The organism is Endozoicomonas sp. G2_1 (assembly GCF_017744155.1).
Classification (GTDB): Bacteria; Pseudomonadota; Gammaproteobacteria; order Enterobacterales; family Alteromonadaceae; genus JAGHQT01.
In genome coordinates this window covers 45751-63046 of sequence record NZ_JAGHQT010000009.1, presented here as the reverse complement: position 1 = coordinate 63046, position 17296 = coordinate 45751, and the positions used below count along the sequence as shown (strand labels likewise).

The following is a 17296-nucleotide window of genomic DNA, read 5'->3' as shown; positions in this document are numbered from 1 at the left end:
CAGCTTAGCTTATCTTCATTAGTCTTGCGACACATCAAAATTCCATCGAGCTCAAGCAATTAGACTTGAGTAATAGTCACAGCGTCAATGGGTCACTTATGAAAAAACTATTAGTGGGCTTAGCCCTAATCAGTGCTAGCTTTGTTAGCATGGCGAAAGAAGTCAATGTTTACTCTTACCGTCAGCCGTTTTTGGTGGAGCCTTTATTTGCCAAGTTCACTGAACAAACAGGTATTAAGGTCAACGTTGTTTTTGCTAAAAAAGGTATGGCAGAGCGTTTGGCTCGCGAAGGTAAGCACAGCCCAGCAGATGTGCTATTAACCACTGACATCAGCCGATTAATTGAACTTCACGACAAAAATTTATTGCAAGCTGTTGACTCAAAAACGCTAACTGAGGCAATTCCTGCTCAGTTTCGTGCTAGCGATGACACTTGGTATGCCTTAACAACCCGCGTTCGCAATATTTATTCAGCTAAGCGTATGGGAGAGCACGCTTTTACTTATGAAGAATTAGCGGACCCTAAGTACAAAGGTAAAATTTGTACTCGCAGTGGTAAACACCCGTACAATGTCGCGTTAGTTGCCGCTATGATCAATCACCACGGCGAAGCTGAAACCTTAAATTGGTTAAAAGGCGTTAAAGCGAACTTAGCGCGCAAGCCACAGGGCAACGATCGTGGCCAAGTTCAAGCAATTCACCAAGGTTTATGTGATATTTCAATTGGTAACAGCTACTACTTCGGTAAAATGCTAACCGACAAAAAGCAAAAAGTTTGGGCCGATGCTGTTCATATTAACTTCCCTAACCAAGCCGGTGTTGGCGCTCACGTTAATATCTCGGGCGTTGCTATGGCAAAACACGCACCACACCAAGACAATGCTAAAGCGTTAATGGAATTCTTAGTTTCGGTACCAGCGCAAGAGTTATACGCAGAAACCAACATGGAATACCCAGTGCGCGTGGGTGTTAAGCGCTCAGACTTAGTGGCGTCATGGGGTGAGTTTAAAGCCGATGACTTATCGCTAGAAAAAATTGCTGAACAACGCAAAAAAGCATTAATGTTAATTGATCAGGCAAAATTTGATTTATAATCAGGTTTTTTAAACACCTAGAGGCACATTGGGTTTTAGATGAGTAATCTAGGTAAGTGATTTAGCTTACAAGTATTAGCTAAGTGATGTGCCTCAAAAAAAGAACCTTTATTTGTTTTGATTAAAATATCATTTCGACCAACGACGCTACTCAGTAAAGTGTCGGTTTGGTTGTTAGCACTGGCCTTAATGGTGCCAGTGCTAACCATGTTCTATGCCAGCATTAGCGCCTCTTCCGGCGTTTTTTCACATCTTTGGCAAACCGTTCTACCCGACTACATTCAGAACACACTCTTGCTCGGCGCTTGGGTGGTTTTTTTAGTGATAGTATTTGGCGTACCCAGTGCTGCCATTATCAGTCAAACCAATGTTTACGGTCGTCGTTTTTTGCGTTGGTTATTGCTATTGCCACTGGCAATGCCTGCTTATTTAGTGGCGTATTTGTATACCGACTTATTTGATTACGCAGGTCCGTTGCAGCGCTTTTTAAGGGCGCAATTTGATTGGCAATCACCACAGGACTATTGGTTCTTTGATATTAGAACCTTAGCGGGCGCCGGCGTGATTATCGCCTTGGTATTGTTTCCCTATGTTTATATGCTGACTCGCACCGCCTTTGAGCAACAAGATAAACACTTGCTGCGGGCGAGTCGCACGCTCGGTTTTAGTGCCGGGCAAACGCTGTTCAAAGTCTCAATTCCACTGGCTCGACCTGCGATAGCAGTTGCCGCTAGTTTAGTTTTGATGGAAACCCTTGCTGATTTTGCCACCGTTCAGTACTTTGCGGTTAATACTTTAACTACAGCTATTTATGATACTTGGCTCGGCTACGGCGATATTGCCGCCGCCAATGCGATCGCCAGCGTTTTGACCTTGTTGGTTTTTATCGTGCTTGTTTTGGAACAACGCAGTCGCGCTCATCAACAGCATCAAACTAACCGACCTAATCAAGCCCAGCCTTTATTGCAACTAACTATGTGGCAAAATCTATTGGCATCTGGTTATTGCTGGCTCTTAGTGGTCGCTGGTTTTCTGCTTCCTATGATCTTATTGCTGGCGATGGCGTTTGACTACAGTACAGGTGAACAAGTGGTTGAATTACTTGATACTGGCGTCAACAGTCTAACTATTGCGGCCTATGTCGCCACCATTGCCACGGTATTGGCCCTGGTTTTCGCGAGTTATCGCCGTTTTAGTCAATCGAAGGGCAAACAACTGCCACTGCAAATATCGGGCTTTGGTTACGCAATTCCCGGTACGGTTTTAGCTATGGCGATGTTGGCGACCTTTGGCCCGTTAGACCACTGGCTTAACGACTTAGCGGCAAGCATGGAGTGGCAACAGCCAGGACTCATTTTATCGGGCACTATTTTTGCGATTGTGATCGCCTTAGTGGTGCGCTTTATCGCAATTGCCAACGGCACCCTGGCCAGTGGTTATGATCAAATTGCCAAATCTCTTGATTACGCACCGGCAAGCCTAGGTGTTAGTCTGCCAAAAGCGGTTGGTCGAGTACATTTACCCCTACTAAGGCCGTCAATTTTTGTCGCTTGGTTACTGGTGTTTGTTGAAGCGATGAAAGAGCTACCTGCAGTGTTGTTACTGAGGCCGTTTAATTTTGATACCTTGAGTACTCACATTTATCAGCTGATTTCTGATGAGCGCCTAGAGCAAGGGGCATTGGGCGCTATTTTAATCGTTGCCTTTGGTTTACTGCCGATTATTTGGCTCAATAAAGAAAAAGCGCAAAGTTGATAAACATGAAAGAGTTCAATAGCAACAACAGAATGTTGAGAATAAGCAAATGATAAAACAAGCGTTTCGCGCCAGTAATATTGCGGTGCAGCTAGCCAACAAACAGATTTTACAAGACATTAGCTTTGAACTGGCTGCCGGTGATATTCTCGGGCTAGTGGGGCCGAGTGGCTGCGGTAAAACCACCTTACTCAACACCATTGCAGGTTTTATCAATCAACAGCGCGGCGAGCTTGAAATTGACCAAGCCCTCACCATTAGTGCCAGCAAGCCAATGCCACCCGAACAGCGCCGCATTGGCATGATCTTTCAAGATTACGCCTTATTCCCTCATCTAACTGTTGCCGCCAATATTAAATTTGGTTTGAGTAAGCTCAGCAAAGCAGAACAAGCTCAGCGTTGCAGCGACTTATTGGCATTGCTTAAACTAGATGACTTTGCCGACCGTTATCCACATCAGCTCTCTGGTGGTCAACAACAACGAGTGGCGATTGCCCGGGCGCTCGCGCCTAGACCTAAATTACTGCTGCTCGATGAACCGTTTTCCAATATCGATGCCCGCCTGCGCAACGAGTTGATGCTAGAGTTAAGGCAGTTGTTGAAGTCACAAGGGATTACCGCGATTTTCGTGACCCATAACAAAGATGAAGTATTCACCTTTGCCGACAAAATTGCCGTGATGCATCAAGGTAAAATTGCTCAATTTGGTGTGCCAAGTGAAGTTTGCCAACAGCCTAACAGCTGGCAAGTTGCTGACTTTTTACAGCTAGGTAGTTGGCTGAGCGTTGTTAAGCAAGCCGGCGTGTTGCAGTCTGCCCTTGGCGTGTTAGATTTTGTCAGCGTTGAACAACTCGATACACTAGCTGACGGCAGTGATAAACAATTGTTGATTAAGCCGCAGTATTTGGTGTTAGCGCCAACTGTTAAGGCCAATGTTGCCGTTAAACACGTTAGTGTCACCGAACAAGGTTATCACTATTTAGTTGCTCCAATTGGTGCTAGTGTTGCAGACAACGAAAGCTCAAGCCCTGAGCAACTGTTGAGCTTCTACAGTGCTGACATATTTCAAGTAGAGCAGCCGCTGAGTTTGAGTGTTGCCGCTCATCAAGCGCTGATTTTTTAGCTTTTAGTCGTCAGTTAACATCTGCTGCAATAACTCGGTATCTGTCAACACTTGTTCGAGGTATTGCTGGCAGGCGTCAATTAACACGGTTGCGACATTTGGCAGTGTCTCGACAATTGCTTGTTCAAATAATGTTGATCTGCGATCGCCTCGGCAATGACTTAGCGCCAAGGCGTGACCACACGCTTGTGCATATTGAACAAAGCCACCTTTGTTTACTGCTTTTTTTCCAATGGCTATTTGCTCTGGTTTAATACCGACTTTGGCGTGATGCCTTGAACGCACTAACCAGTGTTGGCCGCGCCACTCAACTTCGTCTAATACCAAATCTGGGCTGCGCTGCATTCGGCGCTGGCAGTTTACGGTTAAGTGGGCAGGGTTGAGTTGGTTGACTGGCGACAAATCGGCAAAGGTTGCTAGTGGTGCCGCCGCCCTTTGTTGTTTAATTTCAACGACATGACATAGGGCTAATTGATTTTTATCCGCATTTTTTGGGCCAACCAATAAATAGTAACGGCCCATATTGACTGAGCCTGTACCGGCGTTTAAGCGGCCAACAATATCTAAAATACAATCGTCAACATAAGGTGCAAACGCTTGCTCAATTGCTTGGTATTCTTTTGGCGCTAAGGGGGCAAAACGTTCGGGTAACACTTTAAAGCGCAGTGGTGCGGCGGTTAAATCAACCGCTTTTGCCAATGTACTCTCGGTGCTAAAGCCTTCATTATTTGCGGCGCGATTAACGGCTTTTTGATAGCGCTTAGCAAGAATGTGATGGTCAGCAAAACTGTTTAAGGCATGGCTGCGATAGTTAACATCTTCAATTGAACGTTGGCAGCTGTTTATATAGCTGTCGATAAATGCACGGCTGGCATCAATTACGTGTTGTTGGTTAATAACAGGCTTGTTTTGATAGTCTTTTTCACTGGCGTAGCGGTCAGTAACAATGCCATGGCAATGGTGTTGAGCCAGAAATAGGCTAGTGATAAAGCGCGCGAGCTCCCAACTTGCTTGACCAATACAGGCATCGTCAAAATCGTTAACGGCAAAAATAACACTATCGCCGTGGGAACCTTCTTCGGTAAAAAAGCCAAAATTAGAACTGTGGCAGTCCCCCATGATGGTAGTCAACGGCATTTGTGCTAGTTGCTCTGGAATATTGAGTAAATTATCGGCTATGTCGCGATAAAAAAGCGGCGCTGAACCTCTGAAAAATAAGAATGGGCTAGTTGCCATTTTTAAGTGTTTGGCGATTTGCTGTTGTGGCTTGTGGCCATCGGTGCTGATAAAATATTGTTCGAGTTGCTGCCTGCGCTGAGTATTCGTGGCGGTTTCTTTCATGGTGAGCACAATGTTGTCGATTTATTGTCTTAGATATCAGTCTATTAAAATTCTACCGAAATACCAATTGCCATATTGCTGACACAATTGATGCAATTTTTGTCATTTGGTTGACCAGATTTGGTTAAATTTGATCAGTAATCTGCTTTTTCAACGATAAAAAAACAATTTTTTGGGTGAATGATCCACAAACTTCCACAAAAACATCAACTTCGCGCAACCCCGCAATTTTCTTGGCGATCCTTAGCATTTATTTAGTCAATCTCTGCTTGACACTGACTTGCTTAACTCTCTAAACTGTATCAATGTGGGATAAAGTGGGAAAATGTGGATCCTATCCTGATTTTCTCTAACAATTAATCAATACTGTTAGCACAGCTAGCAAAAATAAAATGATTAGACACTAAATTTTAACGACGGGTTTATGTTTAAAGGTACCAGCGCGATAACGCTCGACAGTAAAAACAGGATCACGATGCCAACGCGCTATCGAGAAGAACTGTTGGCTGATTGCCAAGGGCAATTGGTCTGTACCGTTGATATTCAAAACCCTTGCTTAGCGCTTTATCCAATTGATGAATGGGAAGAGATCGAAATTAAGTTAGCGGGTCTTTCCAGTATGCAACCAGCCAACAAAATGCTGCAACAAGTTATTTTAGGACATGCCACTGAATGTCAGATGGACAAAGCTGGCCGTTTATTGCTTAGCGGTCCGTTGCGCGAATACGCCAATCTCTCTAAAAACGTGCGCTTAGTTGGTTCCTTGAAAAAATTTGAAATATGGCAAGAAGACGCTTGGCTCGCGCATATTCAGCAGGGTATTAGTAAGATCCAGTCAGGTGAAATTGAGTTAACGGAACAAGCGTTGGAGTTGTCGCTTTAATATGACTGAAAAAACAGATTTTCAACATATCTCAGTATTGCTTGAAGAGTCGATTTTCGGCTTAGCCATTCAAGATGACGGTGTTTATATCGATGGCACGTTTGGCCGCGGCGGCCATTCTGGCTTGGTGTTATCCAATCTTGGTCAAGATGGACGTTTGATCGCTATCGATCGCGATCCAACGGCCATTGCCGCGGCGCAAAAATTTGCCGACGATCAACGTTTTACCATTGAGCACACCGGCTTCGCTGATTTAGCTGACGTTGCTGCCAAACACGATTTAGTCGGTAAAGTTAATGGCATTTTGTTGGATTTAGGGGTTTCATCGCCACAACTTGACGATGCTGAGCGCGGCTTTAGTTTTATGAACGACGGCCCGCTCGATATGCGCATGGATACCTCAAAGGGACAAACCGCCGCCGAGTGGCTAGCCGTTGCCGATGTTGAAGATATCAGCTGGGTACTAAAAACCTTTGGCGAAGAAAAACACGCGTGGCGCATTGCCAATGCCATTGTCGATAGTCGCGATGAACAGCCGTTAACGCGCACCAGTGAGTTGGCTAAACTAATTGCCAAAACTGCACCTCAGCGCGAGATCAAGAAACATCCAGCAACTCGAAGCTTTCAAGCAATTCGCATGTATATCAACAGCGAATTAGATCAAATTGAAAAGGCACTTAACGCAGCCCTTGATGTGTTAGCGCCGGGCGGCCGTTTAGTGGTGATAAGTTTCCATTCACTTGAAGACCGCATGGTTAAACAGTTTATGGCGAAGCACTCACAGGGTAAACAAGTCCCTCGTGGCATGCCGATTACCGAAGCTGAATTGCAAAAAGGCAAAAAATTATCGCTGGTTGGCAAACGCTTAAAGCCAACGAAAGGCGAAGTAGAAAGAAACGTGAGATCGCGCAGCTCAGTATTGCGAATTGCTGAGCGCTTGGCGGATTGCGATTAAGCATAGGGAAGAGCGAAGATGGCGTCGGCAAAAGTCGTACTGGCAATAGAAATTTGGCAGGACATTCGTCGTCATATATTGACTTATACCTTGATGGCGTTAGTGGTTTTGTCGGCGTTTGCAGTGGTTTATTTCACCCACTTAAATCGTCAAACCACCAGTGAACTTGAACAGTTGTTAAGTCAACGAGATGAATTAGATATCGAGTGGCGAAATTTGCTGCTTGAACAAAACAGCTTAGCAGAGCACAGCTCGATAGAGAGTAAAGCCGGCAAGCTGTTAAACATGAAACGACCAAACATAGAATCAGAAGTGATTATAGAATTACCATGAATAAGGCTGCTAGTAAGAAAAGCAATAAAAACAAGCCAAATTCAGTTGCCTGGCGCTTCTACTTAGTGCTGGGCGTTATTCTATTAGTTTACAGCGGTTTAGCCGCTCGTAGCGCTTATATTCAAGTCATTGAACCAGATATGTTACGCAAACAGGGCGATATGCGATCACTGCGCACCTTGTCGAGTGATGTGCAACGCGGCTCTATTTTAGATCGCACTGGTGCTGAGCTAGCCATTAGCGTTCCAGTTGAAACCGTTTGGGCCGACCCTAAAATTGTCGTTGAGCGCAATGCATTGACTATGACCGAACACTGGCAAGCCCTCGCCGATGTTTTGGGGCACGATGTTAACAAGCTCACCAATCGCGTCGTTAAAAATCCAAAACGCCGCTTTTTGTACGTTGAGCGCCAAGTTTCTCCGGCCGTTGCTGATTACATTAAAGCGTTAAAAATCCCCGGTATTCACCTGAGAAAAGAGTCTAAGCGCTTTTACCCCGCCGGTGAAATTAGTGCTCATGTTGTTGGTTTCACCAATGTCGACGATAAAGGCATTGAAGGCGTTGAGCGAGTTTACGACCAACTACTCACTGGTGCCAGCGGTGCCAAGCAGTTTCGCAAAGACGCCAAAGGTCGCAAAATTGAAATCTTATCGGTTGAAGCGGCTGAAAAACCACAAGATTTAGTACTGAGTATTGACCAGCGTATTCAAGCCCTTGCTTACAAAGAGCTAAAAGGTGCGGTATCGGCATTTAAAGCAACTTCGGGGTCGGTTGTGGTTGCTAATGTTCACACCGGTGAAATTTTAGGTTTAGTTAACAACCCGTCGTACAACCCAAATAATCGCGCCAACACGGCACAGCACAGGTTTAGAAATCGCGCTATTACTGATATGGCGGAGCCGGGCTCAACCATGAAGCCGCTCTCGGTATTGTCAGCATTAGAGTTTGGCAGTGCCGAAAAAAGTACGGTGATCAATACTAGCCCAGGTCGCATGCGTCTTGGCGGCCGTTTGGTTAAAGATCCGTTTAATCGCGGTAAGCTCAACTTACAAGAAATCCTCAATACTTCGTCTAACATGGGCACTGCCAAGTTAGCCTTGTCGATGCCAAAAGACTTTTTACTCGATAAGTTTTTTGAAGCGGGTTTTAGTGAAGACACCGGTTCCGGCTTAATTGGTGAAAGTGCTGGCTTGATGCACGACCGTCAGCGCTGGTCAAAGTTTGAATTGGCAACGCTTTCTTTTGGTTACGGCTTGGCGATTACGCCAATGCAGCTGGCGCGCTTTTACGCAACCTTGGCAAATGGCGGTACCAAGATTCCATTCTCGATTACTAAACTCGACAAAGCGCCGGAAGGTGAGCGTATTTACAGTACAGAAATGACGCAATATTTGTTGGCGTTGTTGGAAGGTGTCGTTGAAGAGTCGGCCACAAAAGCAAAAGTTGAAGGTTATCGCGTTGGTGGTAAAACTGGCACCAGCATCAAAGCCATTGCTGGTGGTTACGGTAATGATTACGTCGGCTTATTTGCCGGTGTGGCACCGATTTCTGACCCTGAATTAGTGGTTGTGGTATTGATCAATGAGCCGGGTGGCGATTTGTACCACGGTGGTGATGTTGCCGCACCTGTGTTTTCTCGGGTGATGAAAGGCGCCTTACAAATTTTGAATATAGCGCCAGATAAATTAAACAAATCGGGTCAAGAGCGTCGTTCACAATCGGCCAATGTTGGCAATGCTGTTGCGGGAGGACATAGTAATGTCTAACCTCAACAGAGCTCAACAGTCATTTGATTTGCAGGCCTTGTTACAAGTGCTCGACCTGTCTTCTTCACTAGCAGCTCAAACACTTATTCAAGAGCATGAGTGTTTCGGTCAATTGCACGTTGATAGTCGCTTAGTGTCAAACAGCGATATTTTCTTCGCTGTGATTGGTCATCAGCTTGATGGTCGCGCTTTTATTGACAAAGCGGTCGAACAAGGTGCTCGCCTTGTTATCGCCGGCTGTGAAACTGAGCAAGAACACGGTCAGTTGCAAACTTGCGCTGAGGTGCCAGTACTTAGTTGTTTTGACTTGAATAAACGCTTGTTCAATGCGGCCAAAGCATATTACCGCGCACCACAAAATAGCATGCTAACCATAGGTATTACCGGCACTAACGGTAAAACCAGTGTCAGCCAATTAATTGCTCAGTTATTTGATTTACTCGGTGGCAATGCGGCCATAATCGGTACCACAGGCGCCGGTAAATTAGCCCAGTTAGCACCAGTAAATAACACGACGCCGGGCGCGATTGAACTTCATCAGTTATTTAATGATTTTGTTGAACAAAACATTGAACAAGTGGCGATGGAAGTCTCGTCTCACGCGTTGAGTCAAGGGCGCATTAATGCCGATGAACTCGATGTCGCTGTCTTTACTAACTTAAGCCGTGACCATTTAGATTATCACGGTGACATGGCGAGTTACGCCGAGGCTAAAGCACAAATTTTTGCCGTTGCTGGTTTAAATGCAGAACGCCCGCAACAAGTGACTGTGTTAAACGGTGATGACAGCCAAGCCCAGAGCTGGTTGAAACAGTTACCACAACTGCAAAATAGCTTGGTTTACGGTCGTCAGCCAAGCGTTAAAGTATTTAGCCGTTACCTCTACGCCTGTGATATTGAGCACAGTGCCAGTGGCGTTAGTTTTACCTTAGAAACCGAGTTTGGTCAGTGCCAAATGACAAGTGCATTACTTGGCGATTTCAACATAGATAATTTGCTCGCGGCAATTGCGGTGGTCTTAGACCAGCAATTGAAAAAGCTGGCTCAGCAAGAGGCTAGAGAGCAACAGTCATTGGGGCGTGCAAAGTCAGCGCAAGTCTTAGCTGAAATTCAAGAGGCAGTCATCAAGATCAAGCCGGTTGCTGGTCGTATGGAGCTGTTTACTGATATTGAGCACGCAGCAACTGTGGTTGATTATGCCCATACGCCAGACGCGTTAGCCAATGCGCTAAGTGCCTGTCGCCAACACTGCCAAGGGCAGCTCATTGTGGTCTTTGGCTGTGGTGGCAATAGAGATCGCGGCAAGCGCAAAGAAATGGGCGCTATTGCCGAGCAATTTGCTGATGCCATTGTCTTAACTAATGACAACCCGCGCAATGAAGCTCCTGAGGCTATTGTCAGTGATATTCAAGGCGGTATCACCAATTTGAACAAGGTTTCTGTTTGCTATGACCGCAGTCAAGCGGTACGTCAAACAATAGCTTGCAGCAATGCGGGCGACATTATTTTGTTGGCCGGAAAAGGCCATGAAACTTCGATTATCCTAGGTGAGCAAGTATTGCCTTACGACGAAAGAGCTTTGGTTGCTGAGCTTTATCAACAATCACAATCTAGCCAACAATGGTCGGATAAATCGGAGGTTAAGCTTTGATTTCACTCTCGCTTGCCACCATTGCTGAGGTTTTATCTGGCCGTTTAGTCGGCGCTGATAAGATCATTGACTCAGTCACTACCGACAGCCGAGCTTTGGCGCCAGAACAAGTCTTTTTAGCGTTAAAAGGCCCTAATTTTGATGGCCATAAGTTTGCGCAACAAGCCTGTTCACAAGGGGCGAGTGCGCTGATTGTCAGTGAACAACAGGCTCTAGATATTAGTCAGGTGATTGTTGAAGACACTCATCGTGCGTTAGGCCAGTTAGCAGCTTATGTCAAACAACAAGTGGCACCGAAAACGGTTGCTATTACTGGCAGCAGCGGCAAAACCACAGTGCGAGAAATGGTTGCCGCCGTTTTATCGCGATTGGGTAAAGTGTTAGTGACCGATGGCAATTTTAACAACGATATTGGTGTGCCGTTAACCTTACTGCGCTTAGAGCAAGATCATCACTTTGCCGTGGTTGAACTCGGTGCTAATCACATTGGTGAAATTGCTTACACAACGGGATTAACCAAGCCAGACGTTGCCTTGATCAATAACATTGGCGCTGCTCATATCGAAGGGTTTGGCAGCTTATGTGGTGTTGCTCGTGCTAAAGGCGAAATTTATCAAGGCTTGGCTGCTGGTGGCATCGCCATTTATAACCAAGCTTGTAGCTTTGCCGACAAGTGGCAGCAAGTACTAGCCGATAAAACAGTGCGACAATTTGCTTGCGACAAAGACTTTGCCACCAGCGATGTCGATTACTTTAGTAGCGACGCGATTTTAGATGACAACGGCTGTGCAAGTTTTCGCTTACACACGCCTGTTGGTAGCACTTTTGTTCAGCTTACTGTACCGGGCGAACACAACATTTGTAACGCCGTCGCCGCAGCAACAATTTGTTTATCACTAGGCGCTAGCCTCGATGATATAGCGCTTGGCCTTAGCCAAATGAGCGCAGTAAAAGGGCGGTTAAACCTCCATCAACTGGGTGCAAATACTAAGCTTATCGACGATAGCTACAATGCCAATGTCGCCTCAATAAAAGCAGCAATAAAATTACTGGCAACATATCCGGGCAAGCGCATTTTAGCCCTTGGTGATATGGCGGAATTGGGCGCAGAAGCGCGAGCATATCACGCCGAAATTGGTCAGTTTGCCGCAGAGCAAGGTATTGAAGTGCTATTGGGCTTTGGTGTTTTAAGCCAACATACCGTTAATGCTTATCAAGGTGCAACATCATCTGAATGTGGTAATGGTCAGCATTTTTATCAACACGCAGATGTGGTCAACGAAATTATTTCAATGCTTGAAGCTAATTCAAACGCTTTTTCTCAAACCAATAAACAGGAGCAGCAAGTATCCATGTTAGTAAAAGGCTCGCGTAGTGCACGTATGGAGCAGGTCGTTCAAGGGGTACTTGATTGGTATTCACAGCAAAGTAATGGGGAGCAAAGCTAATGTTACTCTGGCTTGGTGAATTTTTAACCCAGTATTTTAGCGGTTTTAACGTTTTTTCATATTTGACCTTTCGCGCCATCGTTAGCACGTTAACTGCGCTTGCTATTTCATTGTATTTTGGTCCTAAACTGATTCGCGGTTTACAGCGCATGCAAATCGGTCAAACCGTGCGCGATGACGGCCCTGAAAGTCATTTGTCAAAGTCAGGTACGCCAACCATGGGCGGCTTGTTGATACTGACTGCAATTATTTTCAGTGTTTTACTGTGGGGCGACTTAACTAACGTTTATGTGTGGGTGGTGCTATTTGTCGTCGCCAGCTTTGGGATTATTGGTTTTGTCGACGACTATCGCAAAGTGATTCGCAAAGACTCAAAAGGCTTAATCGCGCGTTGGAAATACTTTTGGCAAACCGTGATTGGTTTAGGAACGGCTTTCTTTTTATATAGTATTGCTCAACCGGCGGAAACTCAGTTGTTGATTCCATTTGTTAAAGATGTGCTGCCGCAACTTGGCTTGTTATACATCGCAATGACCTATTTCGTTATTGTCGGCACTAGTAATGCGGTTAACTTAACCGATGGCTTAGACGGACTTGCTATTGTACCAACCATTATGGTTGCCGGTGCGCTCGCTATTTTCGCTTACGTTACCGGTAATGTTAACTTTTCTGCTTACCTCAATATTCCTTATATTCCAATGACCAGCGAATTAGTGGTGGTTTGTACCGCGATTGTTGGCGCAGGGCTTGGCTTTTTGTGGTTCAACACCTATCCAGCCCAAGTCTTTATGGGCGATGTTGGTTCATTAGCACTAGGCGCTTCTTTAGGTGTGATTGCGGTATTGGTTCGCCAAGAACTTGTTTTATTTATTATGGGTGGCGTTTTTGTTATGGAAACGGTCTCAGTTATTTTACAGGTTGGCTCCTACAAGCTGCGCGGCCAACGGATTTTTAGAATGGCGCCAATTCACCACCACTACGAATTAAAAGGTTGGCCTGAGCCAAGAGTGATCGTCAGGTTTTGGATTATTTCACTGATTTTAGTGTTGGTTGGTTTAGCGACATTGAAACTTAGATAACGATAAAAGCGAGAAGATAACAAAGTGCAAACCTTGTCACTGTTAAAAAACAAGCGTGTCTTAGTACTGGGAGCTGGGCTTTCGGGACTGTCTTGCGCGCGTTTTTTACAGCGTCACAACATTGCCTTTGAGCTCAATGACAGTCGCGATAACATTATCGATGCACAATCGTTTGCCGAGACCTTCTCACTTGGCCAATTGGCATTGGGGCAATGGCGCAAAGACTGGTTGGCGCGAGCGGATATCGTCTTGATTAGCCCGGGCATTGATTTAGCAACGCCTGAATTGGCGTGGATTAAACCTGATGCTGAGCTTTGGGGCGATGTTGAGCTTTATTGTCGGCTAATTTCTAGTGATTTGACTGACAACGCTGAGACTAACGCTGGGGCTCAGAGTCTTAATCAGCAAAAACGTCCAAAAGTTATCGCAGTCACTGGCTCGAACGGCAAATCAACGGTGGTGAGCTTGTTGCAATTTTGGGCCAGCCGTTTAAACCTCAACGCACAACTTGGTGGCAATATCGGTACACCGGTACTCGATAACTTAAATTGCTTTGATAGCACAACTGAAGGCGAGCAAGCGTTACCGGATTACTTGATTCTTGAATTGTCGAGTTTTCAATTGGAAACATTATCAAGCTTGGCGCCAAGCGCGGCGACTGTATTGAATTTAAGTGATGACCACCTCGATCGCCACGGCGATATGGCGAATTATCAGCGCATTAAACAGCGCATCTACCAAGATGCCAAGGTTGCAGTGGTGAATCGTCAAGACTCAGCGACTCAACTGCCTAATGAGTTATCAAGTGCTGATACTCAAGTGATTAGCTTTGGTTTAGATGAGCCCGAAGCCGGTCAGTTTGGCTTGGCGATGAAAGCGTCAACCGAAAGTAATTCGTCAACCGAGAGCTTGCATTTGTGCTTTGGTGAACAAGCACTGATCGCTTTAGATAAATTGCCAATCGCCGGTGCTCACAATGGTTTAAATTGCCTAGCAGCGATGGCGTTAGCAACCTCAGTGGGTTGGCCACTGCAAGCATTAGTTGCCTTGTTGCCAGAGTTTACGGGCTTGGCACATCGCTGTCAGCCAGTTGCTAGCAACGATGATATTTTGTGGGTAAACGATTCAAAAGCGACTAATGTTGGCGCAACACAGGCGGCAATTGCAGGCTTAGCACCACAAACTCCAGAACAAAAGCTTTACTTAATTGCTGGCGGCCTTGGTAAAGGCGCTGATTTTAGTCCTTTGGCCGCGTTAATTGAAGCACATGTTAGTCGCGTGTTTTGTTATGGCCAAGATGGCGCCAAAATAGCGGCGCTATCTGAAAAATCACAGCAAGTAAGCTCGCTGCAAGCTGCCGTTGAAAGTGCTGCTGAGAGCGCCAAGGCTGGCGATATTGTTTTGTTGTCTCCAGCGTGTGCCAGCATGGATATATTTAAAAACTTTGCTGAGCGCGGGCAAGTTTTCGCGGATGAGGTGCAAGCACTGTCAAGCAAACCAGCGAAAACTGGCGGGGAGGTGCAATGCTAGCAGCTTTGTTAACTCGTCCAAGTTTTAATATTCAGCAGTGGTTTACGTCACTGTTTGATGCCCCAGTGGTGAGTAAAGCGACTTTTGACCGCGGCTATGTCGTGCTTGGCCTTGCTATGTACGTGATTGGTTTAGTGATGGTGGCAAGCTCGTCGATGCCAGTTGCTGAGCGCTTGTTTAACGACCCATTCCACTTTGTCACTCGGCATTTTATTTATATTGGTTTGAGTTTGTCGATTGCGGCGGTGGCGCTGCAAGTGCCGATGTCATGGTGGCACAAGTACAGTGGTTATTTATTGCTCGTCGCTTTGGGGCTGCTGGTTGTTGTTCTTGGTATTGGTCGCAACGTCAATGGTTCAACTCGCTGGATTGTGCTTGGCCCAATTACTATTCAAGCGGCAGAGCCAGCTAAATTATTCTTTTTCGCCTATTTAGCCGCTTATTTAGTGCGCCGTCGCGATGAAGTGATGGAAAACTGGAAGGGATTTGCCAAGCCGCTAATTGTCTTTGGCTTGTTGGCGTTTTTGCTACTGATGCAACCGGATTTAGGCACGGTTATTGTTATGTTTGTCACCACCTTTGGCTTGTTATTTTTAGCCGGAGCTAAACTTTGGCAATTTTTAGCGATTGCTTCTGTTGGTGTTATGGCGTTGTCGGCACTAGCGGTATTTGAGCCGTATCGCTGGAAGCGAGTGACCAGCTTTTTAGACCCGTGGCAAGACCCTTTCGGCAGCGGTTATCAGTTAACCCAATCACTGATGGCATATGGCCGTGGTGATTTGTTTGGTCAAGGCCTTGGTAATAGCATTCAAAAGCTTGAGTATTTGCCAGAAGCGCACACCGACTTTGTTATGGCGGTGCTGGCGGAAGAGTTTGGTTTTATCGGTGTCAGCTTAGTCTTGGTGTTGAGTGCATGGCTAGTGATTAAGGCGTTGTTACTGGGCCGCAAAGCACTGGCGCAAGAGAAATATTTTGAAGGCTTTTTTGCCTTCGCTATTGGTATTTGGATGAGCTTCCAAACCGCGGTTAACATTGGCGCGAGCGCAGGAATTGTGCCGACCAAAGGATTAACTATGCCACTGATTAGCTACGGTGGCAGTTCTATGATAGTGATGACATTGGCACTAGTGGTGCTGATTAGAATAGATCACGAGATACGTTTACAGAGTATTCAAGCGACTTATGGAGGGCGAAAATGAGCAGTAAGCGCCCAATGATTTTGATTATGGCAGGCGGCACTGGCGGGCATATTTTCCCGGGTGTTGCAGTCGCTGATTATTTAGTTGAGCAGGGTTGGGATGTCCATTGGTTGGGCACGGCTGACCGAATGGAGGCAGAAATAGTACCAGCCCAGGGTTATGCTATTTCTTTTGTCAATATTGCTGGCTTGCGCAACAAGGGTTGGTCAAGCTGGTTGAAATTGCCGTTTAAGCTGGCACAGTCTGTTTGGCAATCTATTCAGGTGATTCGTCAAGTTAAACCTGATGTTGTCTTAGGTCTTGGCGGCTACGCCAGTGCACCGGGTGGATTAGCTGCTTGGCTTACGACAAAGCCACTGGTTTTACACGAACAAAATGCTGTTGCTGGTATGAGTAATCGTTATCTTGCCCGTTTGGCGTCAAAAGTATTAAGTGCTTTCCCGGGCGCATTTGGTCCGCGCATGGGCTACGACGTGGTAGGTAATCCGCTACGCAGCCAGATATTAGCGATGGATAACAAGATTCCTGAGCAGCCTTCAATTAGCAAAAAAGTATTAATTGTCGGTGGCAGTTTAGGCGCTAAGGTGCTTAACGATATTGTCCCGCAAGCGATGAAGCAAATTAAGGTGCAAAACATTCAAGTTTGGCATCAAAGCGGTAAAGGCAATGAAAGCGCGGTTAAACAAAGTTACCTCGATTATGGTTTAACTGACGAAGGCATTAAAGTCACTGAATTTATTGATGATATGGCGGCGGCTTACGATTGGGCCGATGTCGTTATTTGTCGCGCCGGCGCATTAACGGTTTCTGAACTGGCATTAGCTGCTAAGCCAGCTATTTTTGTGCCTTTGCCCCATGCAGTTGATGATCATCAAACTAAAAACGCCATGTATTTGGTCGATCGCGGTGCGGCAAAATTATTGCCTCAACACGAGTTTAACGGCACGCGACTAGCGCAGATGCTCAATAGTTTGTTTGTTTCCGACAGTGTTATTCAAACCATGGCGAAGCAAGCTCACGACGCTGCTCATGCTGATGCCACCGCCAAAGTCGCGCAAGCCTGTATAGCTCAAGTGCCAGCGTTAGCGCTTAGCTCTGAGCAGGAGGGCTAACCAATGAGTAAATTTTCTAAGCAAGAA

General features: G+C 45.9%; 14 protein-coding genes. 13 read left to right on the top strand and 1 reads right to left on the bottom strand.

Going from position 1 to position 17296, the window contains the following annotated elements; translation table 11 throughout:
• Positions 1 to 98: 98 nt before the first annotated feature.
• The 3 genes from J7384_RS11970 to J7384_RS11960 all read left to right on the top strand — a co-directional run bounded on the left by J7384_RS11970 (position 99) and on the right by J7384_RS11960 (position 3972).
• On the top strand, positions 99 to 1094 hold the full coding sequence (locus tag J7384_RS11970) for a Fe(3+) ABC transporter substrate-binding protein (RefSeq protein WP_209114319.1): 996 nt from the start codon (positions 99 to 101) through the stop codon (positions 1092 to 1094).
• Positions 1095 to 1211: 117 nt separating this feature from the next.
• A complete protein-coding gene (locus J7384_RS11965; RefSeq protein ID WP_209114317.1) occupies positions 1212 to 2849 on the top strand; it encodes an iron ABC transporter permease in 1638 nt (545 codons plus the stop codon).
• A 49-nt stretch (positions 2850 to 2898) separates the two neighbouring features.
• On the top strand, positions 2899 to 3972 hold the full coding sequence (locus tag J7384_RS11960; protein ID WP_209114315.1) for an ABC transporter ATP-binding protein: 1074 nt from the start codon (positions 2899 to 2901) through the stop codon (positions 3970 to 3972).
• A 3-nt stretch (positions 3973 to 3975) separates the two neighbouring features.
• On the opposite strand, the gene J7384_RS11955 is transcribed toward J7384_RS11960, so the two are convergent.
• Positions 3976 to 5313 (bottom strand): DUF2252 family protein, encoded by a 1338-nt coding sequence (locus tag J7384_RS11955; RefSeq protein WP_209114313.1) that lies wholly within the window; start codon positions 5311 to 5313, stop codon positions 3976 to 3978.
• A 424-nt stretch (positions 5314 to 5737) separates the two neighbouring features.
• Between J7384_RS11955 and mraZ the strand changes: the two genes are divergently transcribed.
• Genes mraZ through murG form a run of 10 tightly spaced genes read left to right on the top strand, consistent with a single transcriptional unit; the run spans position 5738 to position 17269 of the window.
• On the top strand, positions 5738 to 6196 hold the full coding sequence (gene mraZ, locus J7384_RS11950; RefSeq protein ID WP_209114311.1) for a division/cell wall cluster transcriptional repressor MraZ: 459 nt from the start codon (positions 5738 to 5740) through the stop codon (positions 6194 to 6196).
• Position 6197: 1 nt separating this feature from the next.
• On the top strand, positions 6198 to 7151 hold the full coding sequence (rsmH, locus tag J7384_RS11945; RefSeq protein WP_209114309.1) for a 16S rRNA (cytosine(1402)-N(4))-methyltransferase RsmH: 954 nt from the start codon (positions 6198 to 6200) through the stop codon (positions 7149 to 7151).
• An 18-nt stretch (positions 7152 to 7169) separates the two neighbouring features.
• Positions 7170 to 7484: a cell division protein FtsL gene (ftsL, locus tag J7384_RS11940; RefSeq protein WP_209114307.1), complete on the top strand. Its 315-nt coding sequence runs from the start codon at positions 7170 to 7172 to the stop codon at positions 7482 to 7484.
• On the top strand, positions 7481 to 9250 hold the full coding sequence (locus J7384_RS11935; protein ID WP_209114305.1) for a penicillin-binding transpeptidase domain-containing protein: 1770 nt from the start codon (positions 7481 to 7483) through the stop codon (positions 9248 to 9250). The genes ftsL and J7384_RS11935 overlap by 4 nt, the downstream gene beginning before the upstream one ends.
• Positions 9243 to 10901: a UDP-N-acetylmuramoyl-L-alanyl-D-glutamate--2,6-diaminopimelate ligase gene (locus tag J7384_RS11930; protein WP_209114303.1), complete on the top strand. Its 1659-nt coding sequence runs from the start codon at positions 9243 to 9245 to the stop codon at positions 10899 to 10901. Before J7384_RS11935 ends, J7384_RS11930 begins: the two co-directional genes overlap by 8 nt.
• On the top strand, positions 10898 to 12349 hold the full coding sequence (gene murF, locus J7384_RS11925) for a UDP-N-acetylmuramoyl-tripeptide--D-alanyl-D-alanine ligase (protein ID WP_209114301.1): 1452 nt from the start codon (positions 10898 to 10900) through the stop codon (positions 12347 to 12349). The genes J7384_RS11930 and murF overlap by 4 nt, the downstream gene beginning before the upstream one ends.
• A complete protein-coding gene (gene mraY, locus J7384_RS11920; RefSeq protein WP_209114299.1) occupies positions 12349 to 13428 on the top strand; it encodes a phospho-N-acetylmuramoyl-pentapeptide-transferase in 1080 nt (359 codons plus the stop codon). The genes murF and mraY overlap by 1 nt, the downstream gene beginning before the upstream one ends.
• A 33-nt stretch (positions 13429 to 13461) precedes the next feature.
• Complete coding sequence (murD, locus tag J7384_RS11915) at positions 13462 to 14958, top strand: UDP-N-acetylmuramoyl-L-alanine--D-glutamate ligase (protein WP_209114297.1); 1497 nt, start codon at positions 13462 to 13464, stop codon at positions 14956 to 14958.
• Positions 14952 to 16157 (top strand): cell division protein FtsW, encoded by a 1206-nt coding sequence (gene ftsW, locus J7384_RS11910; protein WP_209114295.1) that lies wholly within the window; start codon positions 14952 to 14954, stop codon positions 16155 to 16157. The genes murD and ftsW overlap by 7 nt, the downstream gene beginning before the upstream one ends.
• On the top strand, positions 16154 to 17269 hold the full coding sequence (gene murG / locus J7384_RS11905) for an undecaprenyldiphospho-muramoylpentapeptide beta-N-acetylglucosaminyltransferase (protein WP_209114294.1): 1116 nt from the start codon (positions 16154 to 16156) through the stop codon (positions 17267 to 17269). Before ftsW ends, murG begins: the two co-directional genes overlap by 4 nt.
• The last annotated feature ends 27 nt before the right edge of the window (positions 17270 to 17296 follow it).